The 25626-nt window shown below is 38.3% G+C and carries 24 protein-coding genes; 9 read left to right on the top strand and 15 right to left on the bottom strand.

Going from position 1 to position 25626, the window contains the following annotated elements; all coding sequences use genetic code 11:
• Positions 1 to 378 precede the first annotated feature (378 nt).
• The 5 genes from GYM71_RS10225 (at position 379) to GYM71_RS10245 (ending at position 4115) form a co-directional block, all read left to right on the top strand.
• A complete protein-coding gene (locus GYM71_RS10225; protein WP_103752612.1) occupies positions 379 to 1029 on the top strand; it encodes a deoxynucleoside kinase in 651 nt (216 codons plus the stop codon).
• Between the two features lie 12 nt (positions 1030 to 1041).
• A complete protein-coding gene (locus GYM71_RS10230) occupies positions 1042 to 1728 on the top strand; it encodes a deoxynucleoside kinase (protein ID WP_103752613.1) in 687 nt (228 codons plus the stop codon).
• A 226-nt stretch (positions 1729 to 1954) separates the two neighbouring features.
• Positions 1955 to 2596, top strand: a complete 642-nt coding sequence (locus GYM71_RS10235) for an amino acid ABC transporter permease (protein ID WP_103752614.1) — start codon at positions 1955 to 1957, stop codon at positions 2594 to 2596.
• 15 nt (positions 2597 to 2611) lie between these two features.
• Complete coding sequence (locus tag GYM71_RS10240; RefSeq protein ID WP_220220399.1) at positions 2612 to 3277, top strand: amino acid ABC transporter ATP-binding protein; 666 nt, start codon at positions 2612 to 2614, stop codon at positions 3275 to 3277.
• Entirely contained in the window at positions 3267 to 4115 is an 849-nt protein-coding gene (locus GYM71_RS10245) for an amino acid ABC transporter substrate-binding protein (RefSeq protein WP_220220400.1), read from the top strand. Before GYM71_RS10240 ends, GYM71_RS10245 begins: the two co-directional genes overlap by 11 nt.
• Positions 4116 to 4120: 5 nt before the next feature.
• Here the strand turns inward: GYM71_RS10245 and GYM71_RS10250 are convergent, their stop codons facing one another.
• The gene (locus GYM71_RS10250; RefSeq protein ID WP_220220401.1) at positions 4121 to 4915 is read right to left on the bottom strand and encodes a Cof-type HAD-IIB family hydrolase; all 795 of its coding nucleotides are present in this window, start codon (positions 4913 to 4915) and stop codon (positions 4121 to 4123) included.
• A gap of 229 nt (positions 4916 to 5144) precedes the next feature.
• Between GYM71_RS10250 and GYM71_RS10255 the strand changes: the two genes are divergently transcribed.
• The 4 genes from GYM71_RS10255 to GYM71_RS10270 all read left to right on the top strand — a co-directional run bounded on the left by GYM71_RS10255 (position 5145) and on the right by GYM71_RS10270 (position 10950).
• Positions 5145 to 6452 (top strand): NCS2 family permease, encoded by a 1308-nt coding sequence (locus GYM71_RS10255; protein WP_220220402.1) that lies wholly within the window; start codon positions 5145 to 5147, stop codon positions 6450 to 6452.
• 65 nt (positions 6453 to 6517) lie between these two features.
• Positions 6518 to 7972 carry a DASS family sodium-coupled anion symporter gene (locus tag GYM71_RS10260; protein WP_103752619.1) on the top strand — a complete coding sequence of 485 codons (1455 nt, stop codon included), beginning with the start codon at positions 6518 to 6520 and terminating at the stop codon, positions 7970 to 7972.
• Between the two features lie 122 nt (positions 7973 to 8094).
• Positions 8095 to 9405: an NCS2 family permease gene (locus GYM71_RS10265; protein WP_220220403.1), complete on the top strand. Its 1311-nt coding sequence runs from the start codon at positions 8095 to 8097 to the stop codon at positions 9403 to 9405.
• A gap of 210 nt (positions 9406 to 9615) precedes the next feature.
• The gene (locus GYM71_RS10270) at positions 9616 to 10950 is read left to right on the top strand and encodes an MFS transporter (protein WP_220220404.1); all 1335 of its coding nucleotides are present in this window, start codon (positions 9616 to 9618) and stop codon (positions 10948 to 10950) included.
• Positions 10951 to 11023: 73 nt separating this feature from the next.
• Here GYM71_RS10270 and GYM71_RS10275 read toward each other — a convergent pair whose 3' ends face one another.
• The 14 genes from GYM71_RS10275 to GYM71_RS10340 all read right to left on the bottom strand — a co-directional run bounded on the left by GYM71_RS10275 (position 11024) and on the right by GYM71_RS10340 (position 25563).
• Positions 11024 to 12580, bottom strand: a complete 1557-nt coding sequence (locus tag GYM71_RS10275) for a ClC family H(+)/Cl(-) exchange transporter (protein ID WP_220220405.1) — start codon at positions 12578 to 12580, stop codon at positions 11024 to 11026.
• A 92-nt stretch (positions 12581 to 12672) separates the two neighbouring features.
• Positions 12673 to 14058 carry an NADP-dependent phosphogluconate dehydrogenase gene (gene gndA / locus GYM71_RS10280; protein ID WP_220220406.1) on the bottom strand — a complete coding sequence of 462 codons (1386 nt, stop codon included), beginning with the start codon at positions 14056 to 14058 and terminating at the stop codon, positions 12673 to 12675.
• 106 nt (positions 14059 to 14164) lie between these two features.
• Entirely contained in the window at positions 14165 to 15979 is a 1815-nt protein-coding gene (gene spxB / locus GYM71_RS10285; RefSeq protein WP_220220407.1) for a pyruvate oxidase, read from the bottom strand.
• A gap of 265 nt (positions 15980 to 16244) precedes the next feature.
• Positions 16245 to 18143 carry a tRNA uridine-5-carboxymethylaminomethyl(34) synthesis enzyme MnmG gene (mnmG, locus tag GYM71_RS10290; protein ID WP_103752625.1) on the bottom strand — a complete coding sequence of 633 codons (1899 nt, stop codon included), beginning with the start codon at positions 18141 to 18143 and terminating at the stop codon, positions 16245 to 16247.
• 10 nt (positions 18144 to 18153) lie between these two features.
• Complete coding sequence (gene mnmE / locus GYM71_RS10295; RefSeq protein WP_220220408.1) at positions 18154 to 19539, bottom strand: tRNA uridine-5-carboxymethylaminomethyl(34) synthesis GTPase MnmE; 1386 nt, start codon at positions 19537 to 19539, stop codon at positions 18154 to 18156.
• 99 nt (positions 19540 to 19638) lie between these two features.
• Complete coding sequence (locus GYM71_RS10300; protein WP_220220409.1) at positions 19639 to 20505, bottom strand: membrane protein insertase YidC; 867 nt, start codon at positions 20503 to 20505, stop codon at positions 19639 to 19641.
• A gap of 1 nt (position 20506) precedes the next feature.
• On the bottom strand, positions 20507 to 20875 hold the full coding sequence (rnpA, locus tag GYM71_RS10305; RefSeq protein ID WP_103752628.1) for a ribonuclease P protein component: 369 nt from the start codon (positions 20873 to 20875) through the stop codon (positions 20507 to 20509).
• Positions 20876 to 20926: 51 nt separating this feature from the next.
• A complete protein-coding gene (rpmH, locus tag GYM71_RS10310; protein WP_003549412.1) occupies positions 20927 to 21067 on the bottom strand; it encodes a 50S ribosomal protein L34 in 141 nt (46 codons plus the stop codon).
• Positions 21068 to 21352: 285 nt separating this feature from the next.
• Positions 21353 to 21637 carry a hypothetical protein gene (locus GYM71_RS10315; protein WP_220220410.1) on the bottom strand — a complete coding sequence of 95 codons (285 nt, stop codon included), beginning with the start codon at positions 21635 to 21637 and terminating at the stop codon, positions 21353 to 21355.
• Positions 21638 to 21755: 118 nt separating this feature from the next.
• Positions 21756 to 22781, bottom strand: a complete 1026-nt coding sequence (locus GYM71_RS10320; RefSeq protein ID WP_220220411.1) for a tyrosine-protein phosphatase — start codon at positions 22779 to 22781, stop codon at positions 21756 to 21758.
• Positions 22782 to 22794: 13 nt separating this feature from the next.
• Positions 22795 to 24081: a PTS sugar transporter subunit IIC gene (locus tag GYM71_RS10325; RefSeq protein WP_220220412.1), complete on the bottom strand. Its 1287-nt coding sequence runs from the start codon at positions 24079 to 24081 to the stop codon at positions 22795 to 22797.
• On the bottom strand, positions 24065 to 24391 hold the full coding sequence (locus GYM71_RS10330; RefSeq protein ID WP_220220413.1) for a PTS sugar transporter subunit IIB: 327 nt from the start codon (positions 24389 to 24391) through the stop codon (positions 24065 to 24067). Before GYM71_RS10330 ends, GYM71_RS10325 begins: the two co-directional genes overlap by 17 nt.
• A 5-nt stretch (positions 24392 to 24396) precedes the next feature.
• Positions 24397 to 24702 (bottom strand): PTS lactose/cellobiose transporter subunit IIA, encoded by a 306-nt coding sequence (locus GYM71_RS10335; protein ID WP_220220414.1) that lies wholly within the window; start codon positions 24700 to 24702, stop codon positions 24397 to 24399.
• Between the two features lie 117 nt (positions 24703 to 24819).
• Positions 24820 to 25563: a MurR/RpiR family transcriptional regulator gene (locus tag GYM71_RS10340; RefSeq protein ID WP_220220415.1), complete on the bottom strand. Its 744-nt coding sequence runs from the start codon at positions 25561 to 25563 to the stop codon at positions 24820 to 24822.
• Between the last annotated feature and the right edge of the window lie 63 nt (positions 25564 to 25626).

The following is a 25626-nucleotide window of genomic DNA, read 5'->3' on the forward strand; positions in this document are numbered from 1 at the left end:
AAAAGCCGTCTAATTTAGCTGGATTTTTTATGTAGCAATAACTAAATCTACCGCCATTAACAACTAAGATAACCTCTTAAATTTTATACCAGTTATTGCATAAAAATATTGCCAGCTTATTACTGTTTAAAAACAAAATAATATACCAAAAATTGACGACTGTTTTTTTAGCACTGCTCAGTTACTTTGTTTCACGTGAAACAATAACTATTGATCTAAATATTGAAAAATATTTGGCTCTACTCAGTAATTTTTTTAACTATTTTATACAAAATCACTTGACTTTTTAGTGGCAATTTCAATTAACTTTTTACTTGTATGCCACTATATCTCGTATTAAACTAGATAAGAATCTATATATTGTATTTAAGAAAGAACGTGATTCAAGTTATTGTTTTAAGCGGGCCAATTGGAGCCGGTAAATCCAGTTTAACCAGTATTTTAGCCGAACATTTAGGTACTCAGGCCTTTTATGAGGGAGTTGATAATAATCCAGTTCTTCCTTTATATTACAAGGACATGAAGCGGTACACTTTTTTACTTAATATCTACTTGCTCAACCATCGGTTAGCTCAAATTAATCAGGCAGTCAGAGAAAAAAATAGCGTTTCCGATCGTTCAATTTATGAAGATGCTCTCTTTTTCCAGATGAACGCTGAAAGTAAGGTTGCCGACCCTACTGAATTTAAAATTTATGACAGTCTGCTTGAAAATATGATGGAGGATACTCCTGGAAATCCAAGCAAAAAGCCTGACTTATTAATTTACATTCGCGTATCTTTAGACACAATGTTAAAACGCATTGAAAAACGTGGCCGTTCTTATGAGCAAATTAGTACTGATCCTAGTCTGAAAGATTACTACGCACGTTTAATTCGCTACTATGAACCATGGTATGAAAACTATGATGCATCTGCCAAAATAGCAATTGACGGTGATCGGTATGATTTCATCGGCAACGAAGACGCTAAAAAAGAAGTTTTGAACCAGATTGATAATAAATTGCGTGAAATCGGCAATTTGAAATAAAGAAGGAACGTGATGACAGTTATTGTTTTAAGTGGCCCAATTGGAGCCGGTAAATCCAGTCTAACCAGTATTTTAGCTAAATATTTAGGAACTAAGCCTTTCTATGAAAGTGTTGACGACAATCCTGTCTTGCCACTTTTTTATGCTGACCCTAAGAAATATGCATTTTTACTGCAAGTCTTTTTCCTAAATACACGCTTTCGTAGTATCAAAGATGCGCTAACCGATGATAACAATGTGCTTGATCGTTCCATCTATGAAGATGCACTCTTTTTCCAAATGAACGCAGATATTGGCCGCGCAACTACTGAAGAAGTTGACACTTATTATGAGCTTTTGAATAATATGATGAATGAGCTAAAGCATATGCCAAAGAAAAATCCTGACTTGCTTGTTCACATTAATGTTTCTTATGACACAATGCTCAAACGAATTCAAAAGCGTGGCCGACCATACGAACAGCTCAGTTATGACGCAACGCTTGAGGATTATTACAAACGGCTCTTACGTTATTACAAGCCATGGTACGAAAACTATGACTACTCGCCAAAAATGGAAATAAATGGCGATGAACTTGACTTTATGACGGATGAGCACGCTCGCGAAGTTGTTTTAGAGCAAATTGTTGCTAAATTAAAGGAAATGGGCAAGTTGCCTGAATCATGGGATAAGTCAACGAAAATTGAAATTGATGCCTAAAGATCTAATCGCTTTTCTACTTAAAAGTTAGAGAAGCGATTTTTTTTGCCATTTTGCAATGATAGTGCTTAATTAAGCGATATCATTTAAAAAGTCTACAGTCACATGCTTTATCAGAAAAAAACTGTGGTATGCTTGTTCTATGTAACTTTTTCAGGTAATTTTAATTTCACCTAGAATTCAACTAACTCAGCTGAGTTGTACGGCTGCTACAAAGGAGAACACAATGAACTATATTATCTCAATCATGCCTTCTCTATTTTCTGGCGCAAAAATGACGCTAATCCTCTTTATATGGACACTAGTTATCTCTATTCCTCTTGGCATCATTGTCAGCTTAGGCTTAGTCTCACACTTTAAACCATTACGCCTAGTCTTGAAATTTTATATATGGATTATGCGGGGAACGCCGCTGTTATTACAATTAATTTTTATTTTTTACGGTTTGCCAATTATTGGTATCATTTTTCAGAGATATAATGCTGCCCTTTTTGCATTTGTTTTAAACTATACCGCGTATTTTGCCGAAATTTTTCGGGGTGGTTTTCAATCTGTTCCAGCTGGGCAATATGAGAGTGCGCACGTATTGCAATTAACATACTGGCAGACTCTGCGACATATTATTATTCCGCAAGTAAGCAAAATTGTTATTCCGTCAATTGGTAACGAGGTAATTAATCTGGTAAAAGATACCTCATTAGTGTACGTTATCGGCTTAGGCGAACTGTTACGAGCTGGGAATGTGGCAACTGCACGTGACGTAACCCTTGTTCCATTGGTCTTAGTAGGCATAATTTACTTATTAATGACAGGAATTGCTTCATTTGTATTGAAAAAGATTGAACATAATTACTCTAAATGGAAATAGAGAAAAGGAACTATCATGCTTGAATTAAGAGATATTACCAAAAAATTTGGTTCCCGTGTCATCCTAAACAAATTAAACTTGACTATTCCAAACGGACAGATTTTAGCAATTGTTGGCCATTCCGGTGCAGGAAAAACAACCTTATTGCGCTGCTTAAGCGGTCTTGAAAAAATTGACTCCGGTCACTTCTTCTGGAATAAGCATGAATTTGATCCAGCCGTTCCTAACCAAAAGAGTCAAATTATTGGTGTCGTCTTTCAAAATTACGAATTATTTCCTAATTTGACCGTTAAAGACAACATTACTTTGGCACCTATATTAGTCCGCAAAGAAGACCGTAAATTAGCAGAGCAAAAAGCACAAAAATTGTTGGAGCAGCTTGACCTGATCGGTAAAGATTCACTTTACCCCTACCAACTTTCAGGCGGTCAGCAGCAACGGGTTGCTATTGCCCGCGCTCTTGCAATGGCTCCAAGGATTTTATGCTATGACGAACCAACATCTGCTCTAGACCCTGCTTTACGTACAAAAGTCGGCGAAATAATCCTTCAGTTAAAACAAGATCATGGTATGACTCAGATCATTGTTACTCATGACATGGATTTTGCCAATCAAGTTGCTGATCGTATTTTTACAGTCAAGGCTTTGGATAACGGAGAAAGCTATGAAAATGAAGACTAAACGATTTCCAGCCCTCATAATTCTAGTTTTAGCACTAGTAATGTTATCTGGGTGCAGTGGCATTTCTTTAAATAAACGAGCTAACACGGTCGATAATTGGTCTCATATTAAGCAACGAGGCTATGTTATTGTCGGTGTTGACGATACATTTGTGCCAATGGATTTCCAACAAAAAAACGGTCGGTTAACGGGTTATGATGTCGATTTGGCAAATGCTGTCTTTAAGTTATACGGCTTAAAGGTCAGTTTTCAAACAATTGACTGGTCAATGAATACAACTGAGCTGCGCAACGGTACAATTGATTTAATTTGGAATGGTTTTAGTAAAACACCGGCAAGAAAGAAAAAAGTAAGGTTTAGCAAAACCTATTTATATAGTAGTCAAGTTTTAGTTGCACTACGCCGAAATAAAATCTTTAAGCCAGCTGATATGAAACAACAAACACTCGGAGTGCAATCTGGATCATCTGGTTACAACGATGTCATGAATTATCCCCGTGTTTTTATTAACAGAATTAAAGGACACGATCCAATTCTCTACGATTCCTTCACCAATGCCTTTATTGATCTAAATGCTGGTCGTATTCAAGGTCTATTAATAGATAGCACCTACGCAAATTATTATATTTCACACGAGAAAAAACCAGAATTATTTTCTGAAGTCGACAGTCCTTTCCCCAAAGAAGAATTTGCGGTTGGAATGCGGAAAAGCGATACAACTTTATGCCGAAAAGTCAATGCAGGTCTAGAAGAGCTCGCACGAAATGGTACTTTAGACCGAATCAACCATAAATGGTTTGGCAACAAAGCACAATCACCTTTATTAAAAGCCAAGTAATATATCTATTCTAACCGATCAAGCACTTCTGCTATCCCATCATGATTGTTATCAGATGTTACATCAGTAAAATGGCGTTTTAAGTCCGTAGGTGCGTTCCCCATTATGATTGGGTGACCAACAGCTTTTAGCATTGGCTCATCATTATAATTATCGCCAAAAGCCCAGCAATTTTTTAAATCAACATTGAACTCCTCGGCTAGTATTTTAACGCCCTCACCTTTAGAAACGTCTTTAACCATTATTTCTAATAAATTAGGTGCAGATTTCACTATTACAAGCTCTGGATACTTACTGCTTAACTCCTTTTGTTCTTCAGTCAGCTGTTCAGGATTTCCTAGTAACAGCACTTTATGAACACCTTTAAGCTCTTGAATTTGCGTAATTGAGCTTGTTTTAGCCTTGACCTTTACGATTTGTTCTTCTTGCTTTATTAAATCACTATTATTTCCTGGGGAATAATACCAATCATAGCCACTATATACACTCCACGTAGTTTGATTTTGCTTTTCTTCGACATAAGTGCAGATTTCTGCTGCCTGCTTTGCTGTCATATATTTCGAACATAATGTCCGTCCCATTTCGTCTAATACGAGTGCACCATTATAAGCAATCATTGGGCAAGTTTTCATAATTTGTCCCGCTGCTGTCATAATTGCTTGGGGCATTCTAGCCGATACCGGTATAAAAACATTGCCATTAATAATTTGTCGCCGGATTGCTTCTTTAGTTTTTGCAGTTACCTCTAATTTAGAATTGATTAATGTTCCATCAATATCTGAAAATAGCAGTTTTGCCATATTTTTTGCCTCTTTATAATTTAGCTGACTTAGTTACATTTACTAATTTTACCGGTATTTGAATTACTGGGTCAATCTATGCCAAAGCTAAATTTGTTCGAAAATCTTTCCTATATTGTCATTTTTGCTTACTATAATTCGCATTTGCAATTATCTACTCGCGTGATACACTATAATAGTTGTTAGTTTATAATAAAAACACGAACATTATTTTTGTAGGAGAGATTAGATGAATTTTATCAAGAGCTATTTTCAGCTCGACAAATACAAGACTAGTGTCAAGGTGGAATTTCTAGCCGGTTTGACTACTTTTATCAGTATGTCATATATCTTATTTGTTAATCCTAGTGTCCTAGGAGCTAGTGGGATGGACAAAGGAGCAGTTTTCACTGCAACTGCGTTAGCAAGTGCATTGGGAACAGCCTTAATGGGAATAGTTGCCAATTATCCAATTGGTGAGGCTCCCGCTCTCGGAATCAATGCTTTCTTTGCCTATACAGTTTGTATCGGGATGCATGTTTCATGGGAAACAGCACTTGCAGCTGTTTTCGTTGCTTCAATTATCTTTATCCTGATTACGATGTTTAAATTAAGAGAAAAAATCATTAATGCTATTCCAGCAGATTTAAAATTTGCAATTTCTTCCGGAATTGGCCTCTTTATTGCTTTTTTGGGCATGCAAGACGGTGGCATTATTGTTGCTAATAAATCCACATTAGTTGGTCTAGGTTCTCTTCATGATCCTGCAGTTTGGATTACTATTTTTGGTCTGTTAGTAACAGTTATCCTGATGATTTTAAACGTTCCTGGTGCAATTTTCATCGGAATGGTATTAGCTGCTTTGTTTGGTGTAGCCACAGGGCAAATTGCTCTGCCAACCAAAATTATTTCAGTGGCACCAAGCATTGCGCCAACTTTTGGTCAAGCTGTCTTTCACGTTAAAGACATCAACTCACTTCAAATGTGGGTCGTAGTCTTAACCTTCTTATTAGTTACCTTCTTTGATACTGCTGGGACATTAATTGGTTTGGCTCAACAAGCTGGTTTTATGAAAAATAATAAAATGCCACGTGTCGGCAAAGCTTTGGCATCTGATTCCACTGCAATGATGGCCGGTTCTGTTTTAGGAACTTCCCCCGTCGGTGCGTTCGTAGAATCAAGTGCTGGGATTGCCGTTGGTGGTCGAACAGGTTTAACGGCTGTCTTTGTCGCTATCTTCTTCTTAATTTCAATGATTTTTAGTCCGCTATTAGGTCTGTTTAATACGCATGTTACAGCTCCAGCACTAATTATCGTTGGCGTTTTAATGGCACAAAATACTGCCCACATTCACTGGGACAAGATGGAAATTGCCGTTCCTGCTTTCTTAATCTTAATCGGTATGCCATTAACTTACTCTATTTCAGATGGGCTAGCCTTAGGCTTAATTACCTATCCAATTTGTATGCTTGCAGCTAAAAGAGGTAAGGAAATTACCCCAATGATGTGGGTACTATTCGTAGTCTTCATTATTTTTCTGGCGGTCTTAAACTTCTAAATTTGAAATATGATAAAATAAATATGTTAATTTATTATATTTTGCAATAGATTGAAAGAAGCGTCATGAAGACATTAGAAAAAATAGATTACCGGAAATTTATCTTTCCGCTTTTGTTCGGACTGGTTTTCTGGTTCACAACACCAATACGACCAGCTGGTGTGACAGTGCAAGCCTGGCATATGCTAGCAATTTTCATTGCAACAATTGTTGGCTGTATTACATTGCCAATTGCAATCAGTGGGGTTACCTTAATCGGCTTCACATTAACCATCTGCCTTGGCTTAGTACCACTTGCAGATAAAGTAGTTAACGGCAAATTGGTTGAAAAAGGGGCTATTAACGCCTTCTCCAATACCTCTGCCTGGTTAATTGTAATGGCATTTATGATTTCAAGGGGAATCGTCAAAACCGGTTTGGGTCAAAGAATCGCTTTTTACTTCGTAAAGTGGTTTGGCCACAAGTCATTAGGCTTAGGCTATGCTATCGGAGCAATTGATTTAATCGTTTCGCCGGCAACTCCTTCTAATGGTGCCAGAGCCGGTGGTGTGGTTTATCCATTAATTGAGTCATTAGCAGAAACTTATGGTTCTAAACCTAACGATCCATCAAGAAGAAAAATGGGCGCGTATTTGATTTTTACTGAGTTTCAAGTAAACGTCATCACTTCGTCCCTGTTTATGACTGCCTGCGCACCGAACTTAATTGCAGTCGCTTTAGCCGGTAAAGCTGGCGTAACACTAAGCTGGATGCCTTGGCTTACTGCAAGTATCGTTCCCGCAGCGATTTGTTTACTCGTAGTTCCTTATTTTGTTTACAAAATTTATCCGCCTGAGATTAAGGAAACACCTAATGCAAAGGAATGGGCTACTAGTAAACTTGCTGAGATGGGTAAGTTAACCTTGCCTGAGAAAATGATGGCTATTATCTTCGTAGTCACGTTAGCGCTATGGATGCTTTCAAGTACTTTAGGAATTGACGCAACTTTAATTGCCTTTATTTCTGTTGTTCTCTTATTGTTAACTGGCGTATTGACACCAAAAGATATTCTAAGTGAAACAGGAGCATGGAATATTTTAATTTGGCTGTCTATCTTAGTATTTATGGCAGAGAAACTAACTCAATTCGGCTTTATCGGTTGGATTTCAACTAGTATTTCTAGCAGCATGAAGGGCGTTAGTTGGTTAACAACTTTAATTATTTTGGCATTAGTACTGTTTTACACGCACTACTTATTTGCTAGTGCAACAGCTCACAACTCAGCAATGTTCTTGCCATTATTAACTGTTGCAATTGCTGCTGGTGCTCCAAAAGTAATGGCTGCACAATTCTTAGCATTATTCTCAGCAATTATGGGATCAACTACACATTACTCTAGTGCTGCTTCCTCTGTTTTAGCTTCTACCGGCTATGTTAAACAAAGTGAATGGTGGAAAATGAGTTTTATTTTCGGTATCTTTTATATTTTGGTCTATGGCATTATTGGCCTAGGCTGGATGAAAGTAATCGGAATGTGGTAATTAAAAAAGCAAGTCTGAAAGGGCTTGCTTTTTTATTTCCCGGGAAATAGTAATTCAAACTGGACTGTGTGTGCTACACTAGTTTAGATAGTTCATTTATAATTAATTTTTTTGGAGGAAAAATGACGACACTAGATAAAGTCTTTCATTTAAACGATGCTCATACCACTGTCAAACGTGAGTTAATTGCTGCATTAACCACTTTTGTCAGTCTCTCCTACATCCTTTTTGTTAACCCTAATATTTTACATGCAGCTGACATTGACAAGGGGGCTGCCTTCACTGTCACGGCAGTTTCCATTGCAATTGGTTGTTTTATCATGGGCCTAGTTGCCAATTATCCTATTGCACTAGCTCCCACACTCGGAAGTGCAGCATTTTTTGCATATAATGTTTGTGGTGGCATGCATATCAATTGGCAAACTGCACTAGCTGCTGTTTTGGTAGCTTCAGTCCTATTTATTTTAATTACGATTTTAAAGCTACGTGAAAAAGTGGTCGATGCTATTCCGCAAGATTTAAAATATGCTATTTCAGCCGGTATCGGTCTCTTCATCGCCTTTATTGGTTTGCAAAATGGTAAATTAATTGTCAATAGCGACTCAAACCTCGTTACTTTAGGCAAATTTAACTCTCCTGCCGTTTGGATCACTCTTTTTGGTTTAACGTTAACAGTTATTTTAATGGCAATGAATGTTCCCGGCTCAATTTTTATCGGGATGGTTGTTACGGCTATTTTTGGTATTGTTATTGGCCAAGTGGCGGTACCAAAAGCTATTGTTTCAGCAGCGCCAAGTATCGCACCTACATTTGGTCAAGCCGTCTTTCACTTAAAAGATATTAATACGCCGCAATTATTTATGGTAGTTCTAACCTTTTTATTAGTCACTTTCTTTGATACCGCCGGCACACTGATTGGTATGACCGAACAAGCTGGGATGGTTGATAAAAATGGTAAAATACCTCGTATTGGTAAAGCCTTTGTTTCTGACTCCCTAGCCATGGTTGAAGGAGCGGTTTTAGGTACTGCTCCCCTTGGAACCTCAGTGGAATCAAGTGCTGGGATTGCTATGGGCGGACGGACTGGTTTAACCGCAGTATTTGTAGGTATTTTCTTTTTAATCAGTATGATTTTTAGTCCTTTACTTGCAGTGATTCCAACTACAGTTACCGCTCCCGCTTTAATTATTGTCGGCGTGTTAATGGCGGGCAATTTAAAGAAAATTAACTGGGACAAATTTGAAATTGCCTTTCCGGCATTTCTCACTGTAATTGGTATGCCTCTGACATACAGCATTTCTGATGGTTTGGCACTAGGAATGATTGCTTACCCAATTACAATGCTCGCTTCTAAACAAGCCAAAAAAGTCTCACCGATGATGTACGCATTATTTATCGTCTTTGTCATCTTCTTTTTAGTGACAAATATGTAATCTTTTATAAGCAAAAAATACCACTTCCAACCAAGTGGTATTTTTTTATTTTGATGGTTTGCTAGCAAACCTGTGGGTATACAAAAATTGGACCTAGTAATTTAAAGACGTTTTGCAAGAAATCGAAATCTTTGTTATGTTATTATATAATAGCTTTGGCGTAAATAAAGGAGATGCAACAAATAGCCCACGATTTAAGCCTTTCGGACTATGATTATGTTAAATAAAAAACATAAAATTAAACAAGATTATAAAAAAGCACCGCTTTCTAAAGTACATTTGCGCGTCATGTTGGCAATTGCTTTAGGACAATTTACCTGTGGCTTTTCACTTGGAATAACTGGAATGGCAATGAATAATGCCAGTAATTATATCGCAATTAGTGATTTATGGACTGGACTAATTGGTGCCGGTGGTTTAATTGGCTTATCAAGTAGTGCTTTTATTGGCCGTTTGTCCGATAAGATTGGGCGCTGTGAACTGTTAATGAGCAACATGTATGTGTTGGCAATTTTATCATTACTTCACCTCACAACTACTAATCTTACCTGGACCTTTCTTATTCGAATTGGCATTGGTTTAATGATGGCAATCGACTATACAGCCGGTAATGCCCTACTGACCGAATGGTTACCTAAAGGAGAAGACAGTAAAAGGCAGAGTCATCTCTTGATTTATTGGGTTCTTGGCTTTATTGCTTCATATCTTACTGGAACCCTCGTAAACGGTTTTGGAGCTCGTACTTGGCAGATCATTTTAGCAGCTGGGGCTGTTCCGGCTACTATTACTGCACTATTTCGGACAATTTTTCCCTTACCGCCATCACCAGGTTGGCTTGCTAATAAAGGTAAAATAAAAATTGCTAATCGAGTAATTGGTAAGATATTAGGACACAAATGGGGCATTTCCAGGCATTTTAAGCGTCCGAAGGATAATGGTTCAAGTTCCTGGACTATTTTATTCAGTAAAAAATATCTACGAAGAACTATGGTTGGCGGAATCTTTTATGCCTGTCAGACTTTCGCTTTCTTTGGTATCAGTATATTTTTACCAATTTTGCTAAATGGCATGAACATAAGCAACCCACGTGTTTCAGGAAATTTATACAATATTAGTATGCTGTTAGGAATTTTTCTGGGAATCTTTCTTTTCAATCATCTCAGTCGGCGCGTATTCTTAATTAGTAACTTTTTGTTATCGACATTTTTAATCGGCCTACTAGCACTGCTGCCAAATGCGCCATCTTCATTTAAGCTTCTACTATTCTCAATTTTCTCAATTATTTTGTCATCGGGTCTGGTTTTAGATTATCCATATCCAACCGAGTTGTTTGACGATAGTGTCCAGGCTAGTGGTGTGGGCACGTGCATTACTATTAGCCGCATTGGTGCCGCAGCTGGAACCTTCTTACTTCCAGTTTTGACCGATGTTGGTGGCGTCAATTTGGCAATGCTTGTTTGCGCCTGCGTATTATTCGCCGCCTTTCTTGTCTGTTTAATTTGGGCACCAGAAACTGCACCACAATATTTAAAAAAGAACAAATAAAAAAAGCATGCTGCACTTGCTTTGATTGATATCGTTTTGAAATTGAAATCAACGCAATTAACAGCGTGCTTTTTTAGCCATCATACTTAATCCCTTGGAGTTGCCGCATTTGACTATAAACTCGGCCCCGTTGGTTTGAATCTAGTGCCAGGATCAATGAGTCTCCCGGCTTAATCACGGATTGGCCATTAGGAACGATATAATTACCATCATGATAGATTGCTTTAACCAAGGTATCTTCTGGCCACTTAACTTGGGCAATTGTTTTTTCAGCAAGTTGACTGTCCTCATAGACGGGAACAGTTAGCTGATCCTCCTTACCCGATTTTTGAATAGTAACAGATGCGCCTTGTTCGGCCATTTTTTGGGCTAATATTCCGTATATTGGCTTACCACCTAACAGTTCATCTGTAAGTAAAGCAATAAACGCAACGACTGCAAGCGGCATTAAGTGCAGAAGCGATCCTACCATTTCCGTAATCAGCATTATCGCTGTAAATGGTGCCCGAATTACCGCAGCAAAATAGCCAGCCATCGCAAAAATTATTAAGTTAATTACTAACTTGGCGGGCAAAAGATGAAGCTGAACCATCATTAGACCATAACAGGCACCAATTAAAGCACCCATGGTTAAGACGGGTAAAAAGATTCCACTTGGCAAGCCAGAGTCATATGAAATGATCGAAAATACTATTCTAATGACAAAATAAAGTACAAGTAGTTTTACCATTTGCCAATTATTAATTTTAATCATCTTTGGTAACGCCAAAATTAAGCGATTGCCTGGTCCAGTTATCAGTGGCCAAAAATAGGCAATTGGAATTAAAATTACTAGCGGAATAAGACCATATAACCAGTTAGGCAGAATTTTGATTTTGGCATAAAATTCTTTTCCCTTAAATAAACCGGCTTTGTACAGATGCCCTAAGAGACCTAAGAGCAGTCCCAATACCAATAGGTGTCCGTATAATTGAACCGGAAAGGTATGCCGATAAACTAAAGATAATGCCGGTTTTTGACCAAAGAAATTCGATACGACATAATCCGAAACCAAGGCCCCAGCTAGTGCATTAAGTCCTACACGAGGTGAAAAGTTGTGAAAAACTTCTTCTAATACAAATAAGGCTCCACTAAGTGGTGCACCAAATGCGGCTGCCAGTCCACTTGCGGCACCCGTTGATAGCAATACGCGCTCGTTTGTTTTAGCCTCTTTAGAGGCTTTTGCCATCCCTTGACCGATAGTTGACCCGATCTGAAGTGAAGGCCCCTCAGGCCCCAAAAATAGGCCCGTACTAATGACTAGAATGCCGCCAATCACTTTCCGCCACAAAATCGGCCACCAACTAAGTTGCAATTTACCTGCAAGCTGTAATTTTACTTCAGGAATCCCAGATCCCCCAACGTGGGGATATTGCTTAACAAAATAGCCCGCAATCAAGCCAACTGCAGCTAAGCCGATAACAATTGGTAAGAACCATAACCAACTTTGATGAGCCAGATGAAACAACATTAGCCATAAGCTAGACATTTGCTCTATTCCAAACCGGAAAAAGCCAACAACTATTCCACTGCAGAGGCCGACTAGCATTGCCTCTAGCAGCAGCTTAATCTGAATTCTATTATTTTTCATTTCGCACCCACTTTGAACTAGTTTCATCACAGCAAAAAACCAGTCAAAAACTAATTTTAACTGGTTTTTGTTTTGTTACACGTGTAACAGAATTATTTTTCTTCGTACCACTCAGTATGGTAAACTCCATCACGATCATTTCTGAAGTAAGTATGTGCGCCAAAGTAATCACGTTGACCTTGAATTAAATTAGCTGGCAGACTTGGATTAAAAATTGACTCCAAATAGTTAAGTGAGGCACTTAAAGTTGGTGTAGGAATCCCGGCCTTGGTTGCAAGCTCAAGCACTTTACGCAATGCTGGGGTATTCTTCTCCATCAAGTCCTTAAAGTAAGGATCTTGGAACATATTGTCAAGCTTCTTGCCATCAGCAAAAGCTTTTTCAATATCTTTTAACATCGATGAGCGAATAATGCAGCCAGCTTCCCAAGATTGAGCAATTGCAGGATAACGCAATTCCCAATGGTAAGCATCAGCAGCCATTTTTAATTGCTGGAAGCCCTGCGCATATGCAACAGCTTGGCTCAACTGCAATGCTTTTCCAAGGTTTTCGATTAAATCATCCGGAACTTCACCAGTCCAATTAATTTCTTTACCTTCACGCGTAGTAGCCTTTGACATAAACCGGCTGATAACTGCTTCAGCTATTACACTAATTGGAACACCTAAATGAACTCCATCTTCTAGCATCCAGTTACCAGTTCCCTTATATGAAGCAACGTTTAAAATATGATCAATTACATGATCTGGGGTCAAATCATCTTTTTGCTTCAATACTTCAGAGGTTATCTCACTAAGATAGGCCTTAACTATGCCTTGATTCCAGTCAGCAAAAATTGCGGACATTTCATCATTAGATTTTCCTGCTACTTTACGTAAGATATCGTAAACTTCGGAAAACTCTTGCATGATACCATACTCAATTCCGTTATGTACCATTTTAACGTAATGACCACTGCCTTCAGGACCAATGAAGCTGACACATGGCTGGCCATCATCATTTTTAGCAGCAATTGCTTCTAAAATAGGGGCAACTTCCTTGTAAGCTTCTTCATCACCGCCTGGCATCAATGCTGGACCATTTAAAGCTCCCTCTTCACCGCCTGAAACACCCATGCCAATAAAATGAATGCCATGCTCTTTCATTTCGTGAAAACGCCTATTAGTATCATGGAAGTTTGAATTTCCACCATCAAGTAAAATATCGCCTTTATCAAGTAATGGTAATAGCTTATGTAAAGTTTCATCAACTGGCTTGCCGGCCATAATTTGAATCAAAATCTTACGTGGCTTCTCTAGAGAATTGACAAATTCTTCCCAAGTATAAGTTGGTTTTAATTTATCATCCTGATATTTGGCAAAAGCATCGACTTCTTTTTTATCAATACTAAAGCCTGAAACGGAGAAGCCACTATTTCTAACATTTAAAGCAAGGTTCTTGCCCATTACGGATAAGCCAATGATTCCGAATTGTTGCATATTTAATCCTCCATCGTACAATTTCATACTCTATTATTATACTTGTACGGTAGCAAAAAAGCGAAACTTTCAAAAAGTTTCGCTTTTCCATTTCTAATAATATTTATTAGTGTGCTGAAGCACCTGAAGTTGTGTCAGGCTCTTCTTCTTCTGGTTCAGGTTCTTCTTCTTCAGCTTCTGAAGCACCTGAAGCAGCATCTTCAACTACACCATATTTATCAGCAAAGTAACTGAATGGCTTCAAATCTTCAGCTTGATACTTCTTAACGAATTCAGGATCATCAAGTGAGTTCAATTCAGTTGAGTAAGGCATGTCATGAGTGAACTTGATGTCGATTAACATTGGTCCATCCATTTGCTTGAATTCCTTAACTGCGTCTTCGAATTCCTTCTTAGTACGTACAGTTACACCCTTAACGTTCATACCTTCAGCAACTTGTGCCCATTCGTTGTTTGGCAAAATAACACCTGATAATGGTTGGTGTGATTCATCAACTTGTTCAGCTTCAATGTAGCCTAAAGTATCATTAGTGAAGACAACGTTCAAAATGTGCATGTTGTAACGAGCTTCAGTCAATAATTCTTGACTCATCATTGCGAAACCACCGTCACCACCTAAGTTCCAAACTTCACGGTCTGGGTGAACTGTAGCAGCAGCGATAGCAGCTGGTGAACCAAAGCCCATAGTTGCGTACAAACCTGAAGTTGCCCAAGTTTGTTCATCGTGCAAGTTGATTAAACGTTGGAAGTCAATGTTGATGTTACCAACATCAATAGCATATTGTGCATTGTCATCAGCGTATTTGTTAATGATGTCAAAGATTGGTTCACGGCGAACTGGCATTTCGTCTGAGTCAACAAAGCTGTTCTCCCAGTCTTCCCAGTTCTTACGGTCTGCAATAGCAGCCTTGTAAAGTGGAGATTCTTCACGGGCTTCACCGGCATCGATGATTGCTTGCAAAGTCTTAGCACCGTCTGCCAAAATTGGAACATCAACTGCGTGACGCTTGCCCAATTTTTCTGAATCAACATCAATTTGAACAACCTTGGCCTTAGGATCAAAGAAGAATACTGAGAATGGTGAGTCGTTACCAACCCAGATAACAGCATCTGCGTGCATTTGAATATCATCACTAGGCTTTGGAGCAACACGGCCAATTGAACCCATGTATGCTGGGCACTTGTCTTCAACAACACCCTTAGCCATAACTGATGACATCAATGGAGTCTTGAATTTTTCAGCGAATTTTTCTAAGACATCGCCGTGACCCTTCATACCTAAACCAAAGTAAACAACTGGATTCTTAGCTTCCTCAAGAATCTTAACAGCTGCATCGATTTCTTCTTTCTTAGGAGCTGCATAGTTAGGAATAGCTTGCATTGAATTGTAAGTTACTCTGAAGTTGTCGTTAATCTTTTCCCAACCAAAGTCTTTAGGAAGGATTAATACAGCTGGGCCCTTCTTAGCATAAGCTTGACGAAGAGCTTCATCCATCATTGCAGGAATTTGATCTGCACGCTTGATTTGGTGGTTCCAAACAGCTACAGCATCAAACCAAGGCTTTTCATCGAAAGCTTGGAAGAAGTCGATATCTTGACGACTAGTTGGAACGTTAGCAATAATTGCTACCATTGGAACCTTGTCGTACTTAGCATCGTATAAACCGTTCATCAAGTGAACAGCACCAGGACCAGCAGAACCAAAACATACACCAGCTTTACCAGTGAACTTGTATTCAGCTGAAGCAGCCAAAGCACCGGCCTCTTCGTGCCGTACTTCGATATACTTTAACTTGCCCTTGAAGTCGTGGATAGCATTCATTGTTGAGTCGAATGAACCACCTGGGAAACCATAAATATGATCAATATGCCAGTCCAATAAAACTTGGAGCATAGCATTTGCGCCATTAATTTTTGCCATTTTTAAAGTGCATCTCCTTAAATACATTTACTTACATACTGTATTAAAACATATAATTTCACAATTTCAAGTGAGTAAAATTATTGGTTGGACAGATATGTAAGCGCTTTGTAAAAATATTATTTTCACAAACTTATATCAATAAATAAACACTTTAAGATAAGAGCAATAATTATATTTGTGATTATCTGATCATTAACGTTTATTTTGTGTCTTTTTTGAATTATTTATTTTCAGAAAAAGAATTTTAAATTTTTTCTAAAAGTTACTTTTTGATTTTAGCATAACGACCATTTTGAACATAAACACTCAAAATCGCCATATCGGCTGGATTTACCCCAGAGATCCGTTCAGCTTGTGCGATCGTCTCCGGTCTAATCTTCTCAAATTTTTCCCGTGCTTCCGTTGCTAAGCCTTCAATTGCTTGGTAATCAATATCAGCTGGTATTTTTTTGGCTTCTTGGCGGTGCAAACGATTAATTTGTTGCTGTTCCTTCTTAATATAGCCGGCATACTTAACATTAATTTCAATCTGCTCCTTAACGTAGCGCTCAGTTGAAATTGTTTCGCCCGTCAGTTTTTCAATATCATCAACTTTAACTCGTGGCCGACGTAAGAATACATCTGCTTTTACACCAGCTTTAAGCTTATCTTCACCAATACTTGCAAGATATGCCTGCACTTTTTCATCGGGATGAATAGTAATTGTCTTTACAGCATTTTCGGCTTGCTTGATTTGCTCTTTTTTAGCCAAAAACTTCGAGTAGCGCTCTTCCGAAATCAAACCAAGTTGATAACCATAATCCGTTAAACGTAAGTCAGCATTGTCATGACGCAAAATCAGCCGGTATTCCGCCCGTGAAGTCAGCAATCTATATGGCTCTTCTGTTCCCTTCGTTACTAAATCATCAATTAAAACGCCAATATATGCCTCATCGCGACCTAAAGTAAAGCCAGGTCGATTGGAAGCACGTAAAGCTGCATTAATACCAGCAATTAGGCCTTGTCCCGCAGCTTCTTCGTAACCAGAAGTACCGTTCATTTGCCCAGCAGTAAACAGATTCTTAATGTTTTTAGTCTCCAAGGTATGCTTTAACTGCCAAGGATCAATTACGTCATACTCAATTGCATAACCCGGACGCATCAATTCGGCATCTTCTAATCCTGCAACCGTGTGTAGCATTTTTAATTGAATTTCTTCGGGCATTGAAGTTGAAAAATCGCCAACATAAACTTCCTTGGTATTTTTACCTTCCGGTTCAAGAAAAATTTGGTGGCGCGGCTTATCAGCAAAGCGCACTACCTTTGTCTCAATTGATGGACAGTAACGCGGACCCACACCTTTAATCTCACCTGAAAACATTGGTGAGCGGGTTAGATTTTCGTTAATAATTTTGTGTGTTCTTTTATTAGTGTACGTCATCCAGCAAGAAACTTGCTCTTTTAGATAGTCCTCATCTTTACTTTCAAAGGAAAAATGACGTGGTATCTGATCGCCTGGCTCCTCTTCCGTTTTAGAGTAGTCAATCGTATTACTATTGACGCGTGGCGGCGTCCCGGTTTTAAAACGACGTAATTTAAAACCCAGTTTTTCCAGATTCTCAGAAAGTTTAATTGCCGGAATAGTATTGTTAGGGCCTGAGGAATAATTTAATTCACCAATATAAATGCGACCACGAGCCGAAGTTCCTGTAGTTAACACAACACTTTTGGCATGATACCTGGCACCCGTATTAGTAATTAGTCCTTTACATACACCGTCTTCAACTATTAGTTCATCAACGGTTGCCTGACGCAATGTCAAATTAGGTGTTTCTTCGATTACGCTCTTCATCTGCTCATGATATTGCCACTTATCAGCTTGCGCACGGAGAGCTTGAACAGCGGGACCTTTACCCGTATTGAGCATTCTCATTTGAATATAAGTTGCATCAATGTTTTTACCCATTTGACCACCAAGGGCATCAATTTCACGTACTACTGTCCCTTTCGCTGGACCACCAACCGAAGGGTTACAAGGCATAAACGCAACCATATCTAAACTAATTGTTAATAGCAGCGTCTTTTGGCCCATTCTGGCGCTAGCTAAGGCAGCTTCACTACCTGCATGACCTGCACCAACGACGATTACGTCATAATCGTTTGAGTCATAATTTTTAATCATTCTTTTACACCTATTTTCCTAAACAGAATTGACTAAATAGTTGATTAACAAGTTCATCTGGACTACTTTCACCAGTAATTTCGCCTAGAGTATCCCAAGCACCATTGAAATCAATTTGTGCAATGTCAATTGGCACCTCAGTTTCTAACGCAGCAATGACATCCTGCAACTGCTTTTTGGCCTTTTCAAGTAGTCCTACTTGTCTTTGATTAGTTACCATTACTTGATCGTTTGAATTTTCAATACCGTTAAAGAATAAATCTTTAATTGCTTCTTTTAACTGATTCAAATTCTTTCTCTGCAAAATAGAAGTCGGAATTACTTCGCTGTTAGTTAACTCTTTCATTTCAGCAGCTGATACTTTTTGACCCAAATCGGTTTTATTTAAGATAACAATTCTCTTTTTGTTTGCCGTTGCCGCAATTAATTCGCGATCTTCTGGATCTAGCTCCTTACTTGAATCAAACAAGAGTAAAACCAAATCAGCCTGATCCAAAGCCTTTCTTGATCGTTCCACGCCAATTTTTTCAACTTTATTTTCAGTGTGCCGAATACCAGCTGTATCAATCAATTTTAATGGTACCCCTTCAACCGAAACGTATTCTTCAAGCGTGTCTCGCGTTGTACCAGCGATATCCGTTACAATTGCCGTATCGCTTTTAGTTAAATAATTGAGCAGCGATGACTTACCAACGTTGGGTTGACCAATAATTGCAGTCGCTAGACCGTTACGTAACGCCGTTCCCTCGGCAGCAGTCTTAAGCAGACCATCAATTTTACCAATAACTGATTGCGAAACCCTAGTCATTTGCTCAGATGTCACTTTATCAGCATCATATTCAGGATAATCAATATTAACTTCAACATTTGCAAGAGTATCTAAAATCTCTTGGCGCATTGCCTGAATTTTTGCTAATAATCCACCTTCAAGCTGATTTTCGGCAACCTGCCTTGCACGATCGGTTTTAGCGCGAACAATATCCATTACGCTTTCAGCTTGGGTTAAATCAATTCGCCCATTAACAAATGCCCGTTTAGTAAACTCTCCTGGCTCAGCCATGCGCGCACCGTTTCTTAGCAAAAGCTGTAAAATGCGATTGGTGACAACAATTCCGCCGTGACAATTAATTTCCACAATGTCTTCGCGCGTAAAAGTCTTTGGCGCCAGCATAACGGAGACCATTACTTCGTCAATTATTTGCTTATTTTCGGGGTCAACAATGTGCCCATAATGAATAGTATGACTAGGAGCTTTAGTTAAGTCTTTTCCTTTAAAAACCCGGTTGGCGATTTTAACTGCATCTTCACCAGACAATCTGACAATTGAAATACCACCTTCACCGATCGGCGTTGAAATTGCTGCTATCGTATCAAATTCAGTCAAAGTTTGTGCCATGATTTCTCCTTTTCAATAAAAAAAGCGCATTATACCACCATGAATAATAATCATGATGGATAAAGCACTTTGACTACTTTATCTAAAAATTACTTTAGATTAATGTTTACGTTTTAATCGTTTATAAGTCTTCCGTAGTTGCCGCTTACGTTCGCGTTCAGCTTCAGCCTTAGCTTCTTGTTCATGCCGATATTTAATCGGATTCTGCAAGATAAAGGTTTGAACCACTTGGAAGAGGTTAGAAATTACCCAGTACAAAACAATTGCTGATTGGAAGTAGATACCCATTATACCGACCATTACGGACATTCCGTAAGTCATAATCTTAGTCGAAAAGTTTTGTGATTCTTTCGGCGTTGATAATTGACTAATGTAAGTCGATAAGAACGTTAAGATCATCGACAAAATCGGCATAATAAAGTATGGATCCGGCTCACCTAAGTCCATCCACAAAAAATGGCCAGTCTGTAATTGTGGCGTCTGCCAAATCGCACCATACAAAGCATACATAACAGGCAGCTGAATAATCAGTGGCAAACAACCTGCGTACGGATTAATGCCAGCTTCTTTATAGAGCTTATTAGTTTCTTGTGAAAGCAGCGTTCGCGATTCTGTATCATTACCTGGATATTTTTTGCGCAATGCATCAATTTCAGGCTGAATCCCTTGCATTTTAGTTGTACTCTTAATCTGCAATGCACTAAGTGGATACAAGATTAACCGTACAATAACGGTAAAGACAATAATTGCCCAACCGTAACTGTTGTTCATTATCTTCGCAAGCCATAACAGGAACGTTGACATGTAATAAATTACCCAACGATCCCACCAGTTACCACTAGTATGTGAAACAGGAGCTGGCTTAGCATTTGAAGCAGCACATCCAGTTAGTACAACGGCAACTGCCATCACTGCTAATAGCACAAGTACACGTTTGACATTCTTTTTAGTTAAAATGTCTTTCACTCTAATCTTCCTCAACTTTTTCAGGTATTTCTTCTATAATATTAGCCAAAAAGAGCGCATGAAGCAAATTCTTCCGGACTTCTGCCATCCTAAAATTTCGTACATACGGTCTAGCAATTACCAAAAAATCAATCTGTGTATCAATTGCAGGCTTATTTTCAGTAAGAACTGCTCGAATATAACGTTTGAGGCGATTACGTACAACCGCGGTATGTCCGACCTTTTTGCCAACTGAAATTCCAACCCGAAAATGAGTATTCTCGGGTTTAGCTATTTTATAGATGACAAACGCCCGATTTGCTACTGAATTACCAGATTTAAAAACTCGCTGAAAATCATTTTCAGTTTTAACTCGATAAGACTTTCTCAAAACGTTTCATTCCACTCTTTGATATTAAAAAAACCACTGGGATTCAGTGGTTTAAGCAGATAAGACTTTTCTACCCTTTGCACGGCGTCTAGCCAAAACCTTACGGCCATTTGATGTGCTCATACGCTTCATAAAGCCATGAACGCGTGAACGGTGACGCTTTTTAGGTTGGTAAGTTCTTTTAGTTGTCATTAAACTACACCTCCATTTTTAATATGCTAACTGCACAATTTAATATCTAGGATACCATGATTAAAATAAAAAACCAAGCGAAAACGAAAAAAATGCGAATTTACTACCTAAATATATGTTCTTAGCCCCAAAAGATTCTAACACATGTCTTTAGAATGCTTGATCAGCTTTATATTCTTTATTTTTAGCAAATCTACTCTAGAGCAGATTTTTGTTTCATAATTGAAGATAATTCGGTAATTTTGCCACTTTTATTATACTCTAGTAAAAATTCTTGCTATCTTTTTACTTTCCATTCAAATCTTCTTGATGAATTTCAATTGATGGATAATGACCTAATGACGGCAAAAAGGTATCTAATGGGCAACTATAAACCATGTAGTAATCCCCTTCTTCTTTATTAGCATTATATTCAGTGATCTTCTGCTCAGCCTTTTTGGGATCCTTAGTAAGGTAGACTACACTGACAACACCGACTTTTTCCTGAGCAACATTTTCAACGCATCCCTTAAGAATCACTTTAAGGTTACCATCGTCTTTTAACGCCATTTTGATATAATCATCGTTCATTGGCTAAAATCTCCTTTATTTTTTCAGTAATTGCGTGAAAATATTTAGTTCTATTTTACTATTTTTCATGTGAAACAAAAAGTGGTTCTCACCTTCATGGTAGAATCACTTATCATTATTACTCTAAATATATTTTTCTCAAGGCAGTGACTTCTTCATGAGTAACCTTAAGTTCATTCTTGAAATAAGCGTCAATGCTGCCAGAAAGATTAATCATTTCAGCAAAAGAGGCCTCTAAATATTCCGATCGGGTATCAAGCATCGAATACAAGTAAGCAAGTACATTTTGATCATCTGTTTCGTGCGCATATTGCGCCATTCGATGCTGGTTGCGTTTCTTACGTAGCGTCTTAGTCAGCATATAATCACTTATAATCGTATCCATATCAACACCAAGCAGATACAAAATGATTGCTACACCGTAGCCTGTCCGATCTTTACCGCCACGGCAATGCTGATCTAGCGGAACGTTTTCTTGCTCTAGCAAAACATCTAATAATTTGCGATAAATCCGTTTATTCTCATCAAGCCGGACAAAATCTCTACTTTGATTAATCATCGTCTTGCCCGAATTATCTAAACGAACATTTTGATCTACTTCTCGCTGAACTAATTGGCGAACTTTTTCATGTGTACTGCCAGCCTTGGCCGCCAGAACTGCTCTTTGCGCGTCAGGAACTAGGTGAAAAGTTTGCTGCAATGCTTGCCAGTTCTGATTTGGCTGAGCCAAATATTCGGCTGGACTGCGATAATCAACCACCGTTTTTAGTCCAATTAAGTCCAAAACCCGCTTATCATTTTCAGTAAGCCGGTGCAAATGATCAGAGCGAAATAATTTCCCCCACCTGATCCTTTTTCCATCTGCACCAAGATATCCGCCTAAATCACGAAAGTTATTGGTCCCCTCAAGAGGAACTACTCTAGTTGCCCAAATTATTTCATTATCTTCGTCTCTAAGTAGAAAATATGGTCGCGCGTACTTAGTTACTTTTATTTCAATAGAGTTTTCTGATGTTGTCAGCAAAAACTCGCTAACAACTTTATCGGGCTGTGGCAATAAATAAATGCTAGTCTCCTTAGCATTACTCCATTTTAATTTGTACTCATCCCTACCCAAATATTTGACGTTAACATTTGCAATCATAAATCCTCCACTATTATTTGGTTTCTTCAGTTTTGGCTGCTTCTTGCGCACAGCATTGTTTATCAATCATTCTCATAAATGGATACCAGATAGCAAGTAAAATCACGAGTTGAACAACGTGCCAGATGACCATTCGCCATCCACCCAGAAGGAATGCCCGGAAAAATTCAGGAGTTCCGGCAGTCTGAACTGGGATGCCATTAGGACGTGGAATAAGTCCAATATAAGTAGCCAAATACGTTGCGGCTACACTAATTGTTCCGCCCATCGTTAGTGGAATGAAGGCTAACGGATTTAATACCATTGGAATGCCGAATTTAAATGGCTCGCTTATGCCAAAGAAGGCAGGAATAAATCCGACTTTTCCCAAAGAGCGCAACCGTTCACTCTTAGAGCGAATACATAAAATTGCATATGCTAAAGCTCTCGGGCCTTTTTGGTTAGTAATAAAAGTCATCGTCACAATATACGGCAATGCGGTTCCCGCTTTAAATGCATTTAAATTAGCAACATCAAATGGATAAAACAGGGTATATAGTACTGCTGTCGTAGCCATTGTTCCATGAATTCCAAAAAACCAGCAAAATTCGGCAAAAAACACGAGGACTAAAGCAGCAAATGGACTTGATCCTAAACCTTGCAAAGGTACTTGAATTAGCGTCATGATCATATCATCTACATTATGATACGGCGTTAATGTAAATAAGAAATTAACAATCGCATAAATAATAGTAATTAAGAAAATCGGCAACATTGACGCGAATGTTTTTGATACAAATTCTGGTACACTATCAGGCATTTTAATCACTAAATATTTATTATTAGCAAATAACGCAAACAGCCTCGTAGCAGTCAGCGCTACTACCATGGCGACCAACATCCCTTGTGAGCCAATATAATTCATATCAAGGCCAATAAATTTACCTTTTTGTTCAATCATCGGTGTTACCAGTAAAAAGGCAACAAGCGATGAAATAATTGCCATAAATTTATCAACTTTAAGTTCAGCAGCTAAACTATTGGCTAATGAAACAACAACATAAATTGATAAGATATCGGTAGTAACTGCCGTAATGATATTAAAAATATTTTTTATTCCAGTTTGTGTAATAAAGCTTTGATACGGGCCAATATTTAAACTAAAAAAGATAGACGAAAATGAGCCGACCATCAAAACAGGCAAGATAGCCATCATCCCGCCGGCAATGGCAGAGACATATTTATTACGCTGAAATTTTCCCATTCCTGTTTGAATTTTGTCACGCCACTGTGCTAGCTTGGCCTTATTTGCGCTCGCCATTAGCTTTTTTCTCCCCTTCCAAAACTTCTAGAGCATCATTAAGAACTTTTTCACCATTCATCATGCCGTAATCCATCTGGTCAATGACTCTGATCGGAATCGAAAATTCTTTCTCAAGTTCTGGTTTAATATGCCCCACTTGTGGCCCAAGCAAGATAATATCGAGGTCCGTATAATTATTAAGCGCAGATTCCGCAACGGCATTGATGTCAGCGTCAACCTTCTTTTTCTTAGCCGCTTTCTTCATCTGAGTCACCAACATGCTTGTAGAAAAACCACCTGCACAAGCTAACATTATTTTATAAGTCATTTTTACTAATTCCTTTCTTTTAAAATAGCAATAAGTTCTTTTGCCAAATCATTGACAGTCATCGCATTCATCAGGTGATCTTGTGCATGTACCATCAATAAGGAAGGCCTTTCTGCACTGCCATTAATTTCTTTTTGCAATAATTTAGTTTGTAAGTTATGCGCCGCAAGTAGGTCATCATGCGCTTTTTTTAGCAATTTTTCGCTTGCCTGATAATCTTGCGAGCGTGCCTTACGAATTGCTGCAATACTTTCAGACCAAGCACTTCCTCCCTGCGAAATTAACTGCATAATAATTTGTTCTTGCTCCATCAATAAAGCCTCCTTCACTTGAGCTACAAGCGCTATTATAAGCGCTTACATTTTGGGGATGGCTTTTTTTGGAAAAGTACACTATAAATCAGCTGATAAATAAAAAAACGTGTAATATTACACGTCTTTGATTTCCTTATTTAATCTTTTTGCATATCGCTTGAATAGCTCATTCATAACTAATAATACGGGTACTTTATCAGTAACATTATAATCATCGATTCGCTTGTCGGGCGAATAACAAAAAAGGCGTTCATCTGCCAATTTTGCCAACGGATTAACTGATAGATTGGTTAGAGTTATCAAGCAATTACCATGGCTCTTAATTTCCCGCGCTAGCTTCAATAATGGCTTTTTATTGCCAGATAAGCTAATTAGAAAAAAGAGATCACTACTTTCGTGGCCAATAATATGAGTTAAGTCACTAGGATAGTCATAAAAAAAGGACTTGTAATCAAGAGCATAAAAATTGCCAACGATTAGCCTGGTAACATATGCAGTTTGCCCCATTGAATAAAAATTAATCTTTTTCGCACTTAGCAATTTATCTAACACGCGTTCCCATGGCATTTGACTAATTAGTTCCAGGTTTTTCTGTAATTCTTTTGCGCCATAATCACCAACCTTTTGGTTATCTATGGTTTCATTCTTGATCGAGCTCTTTAAATCGGCGAACCCAGTGTAGCCTAATTTATGGCAAAGCCGCGTAATTGTATTTGGATATGTGTAAAATCGTCGCGCCAAGTAAGTGATTTTTAAGTCACCGATATCCTTTTTATTAGCCGCAAAATACTGCACGATCCTATCTTCTAAATCCGTAAAATTAATTGATTGACTGATAACTCGCTCTTCAAAAGTCATACTTTTCCCTCTTTACTAAAAAAATTTGTTGAGGCCATTGTACTTTTAGACTTTACGAAGTTA

This window comes from Lactobacillus panisapium, assembly GCF_019469265.1.
Taxonomy (GTDB): Bacteria; Bacillota; Bacilli; order Lactobacillales; family Lactobacillaceae; genus Lactobacillus; species Lactobacillus panisapium.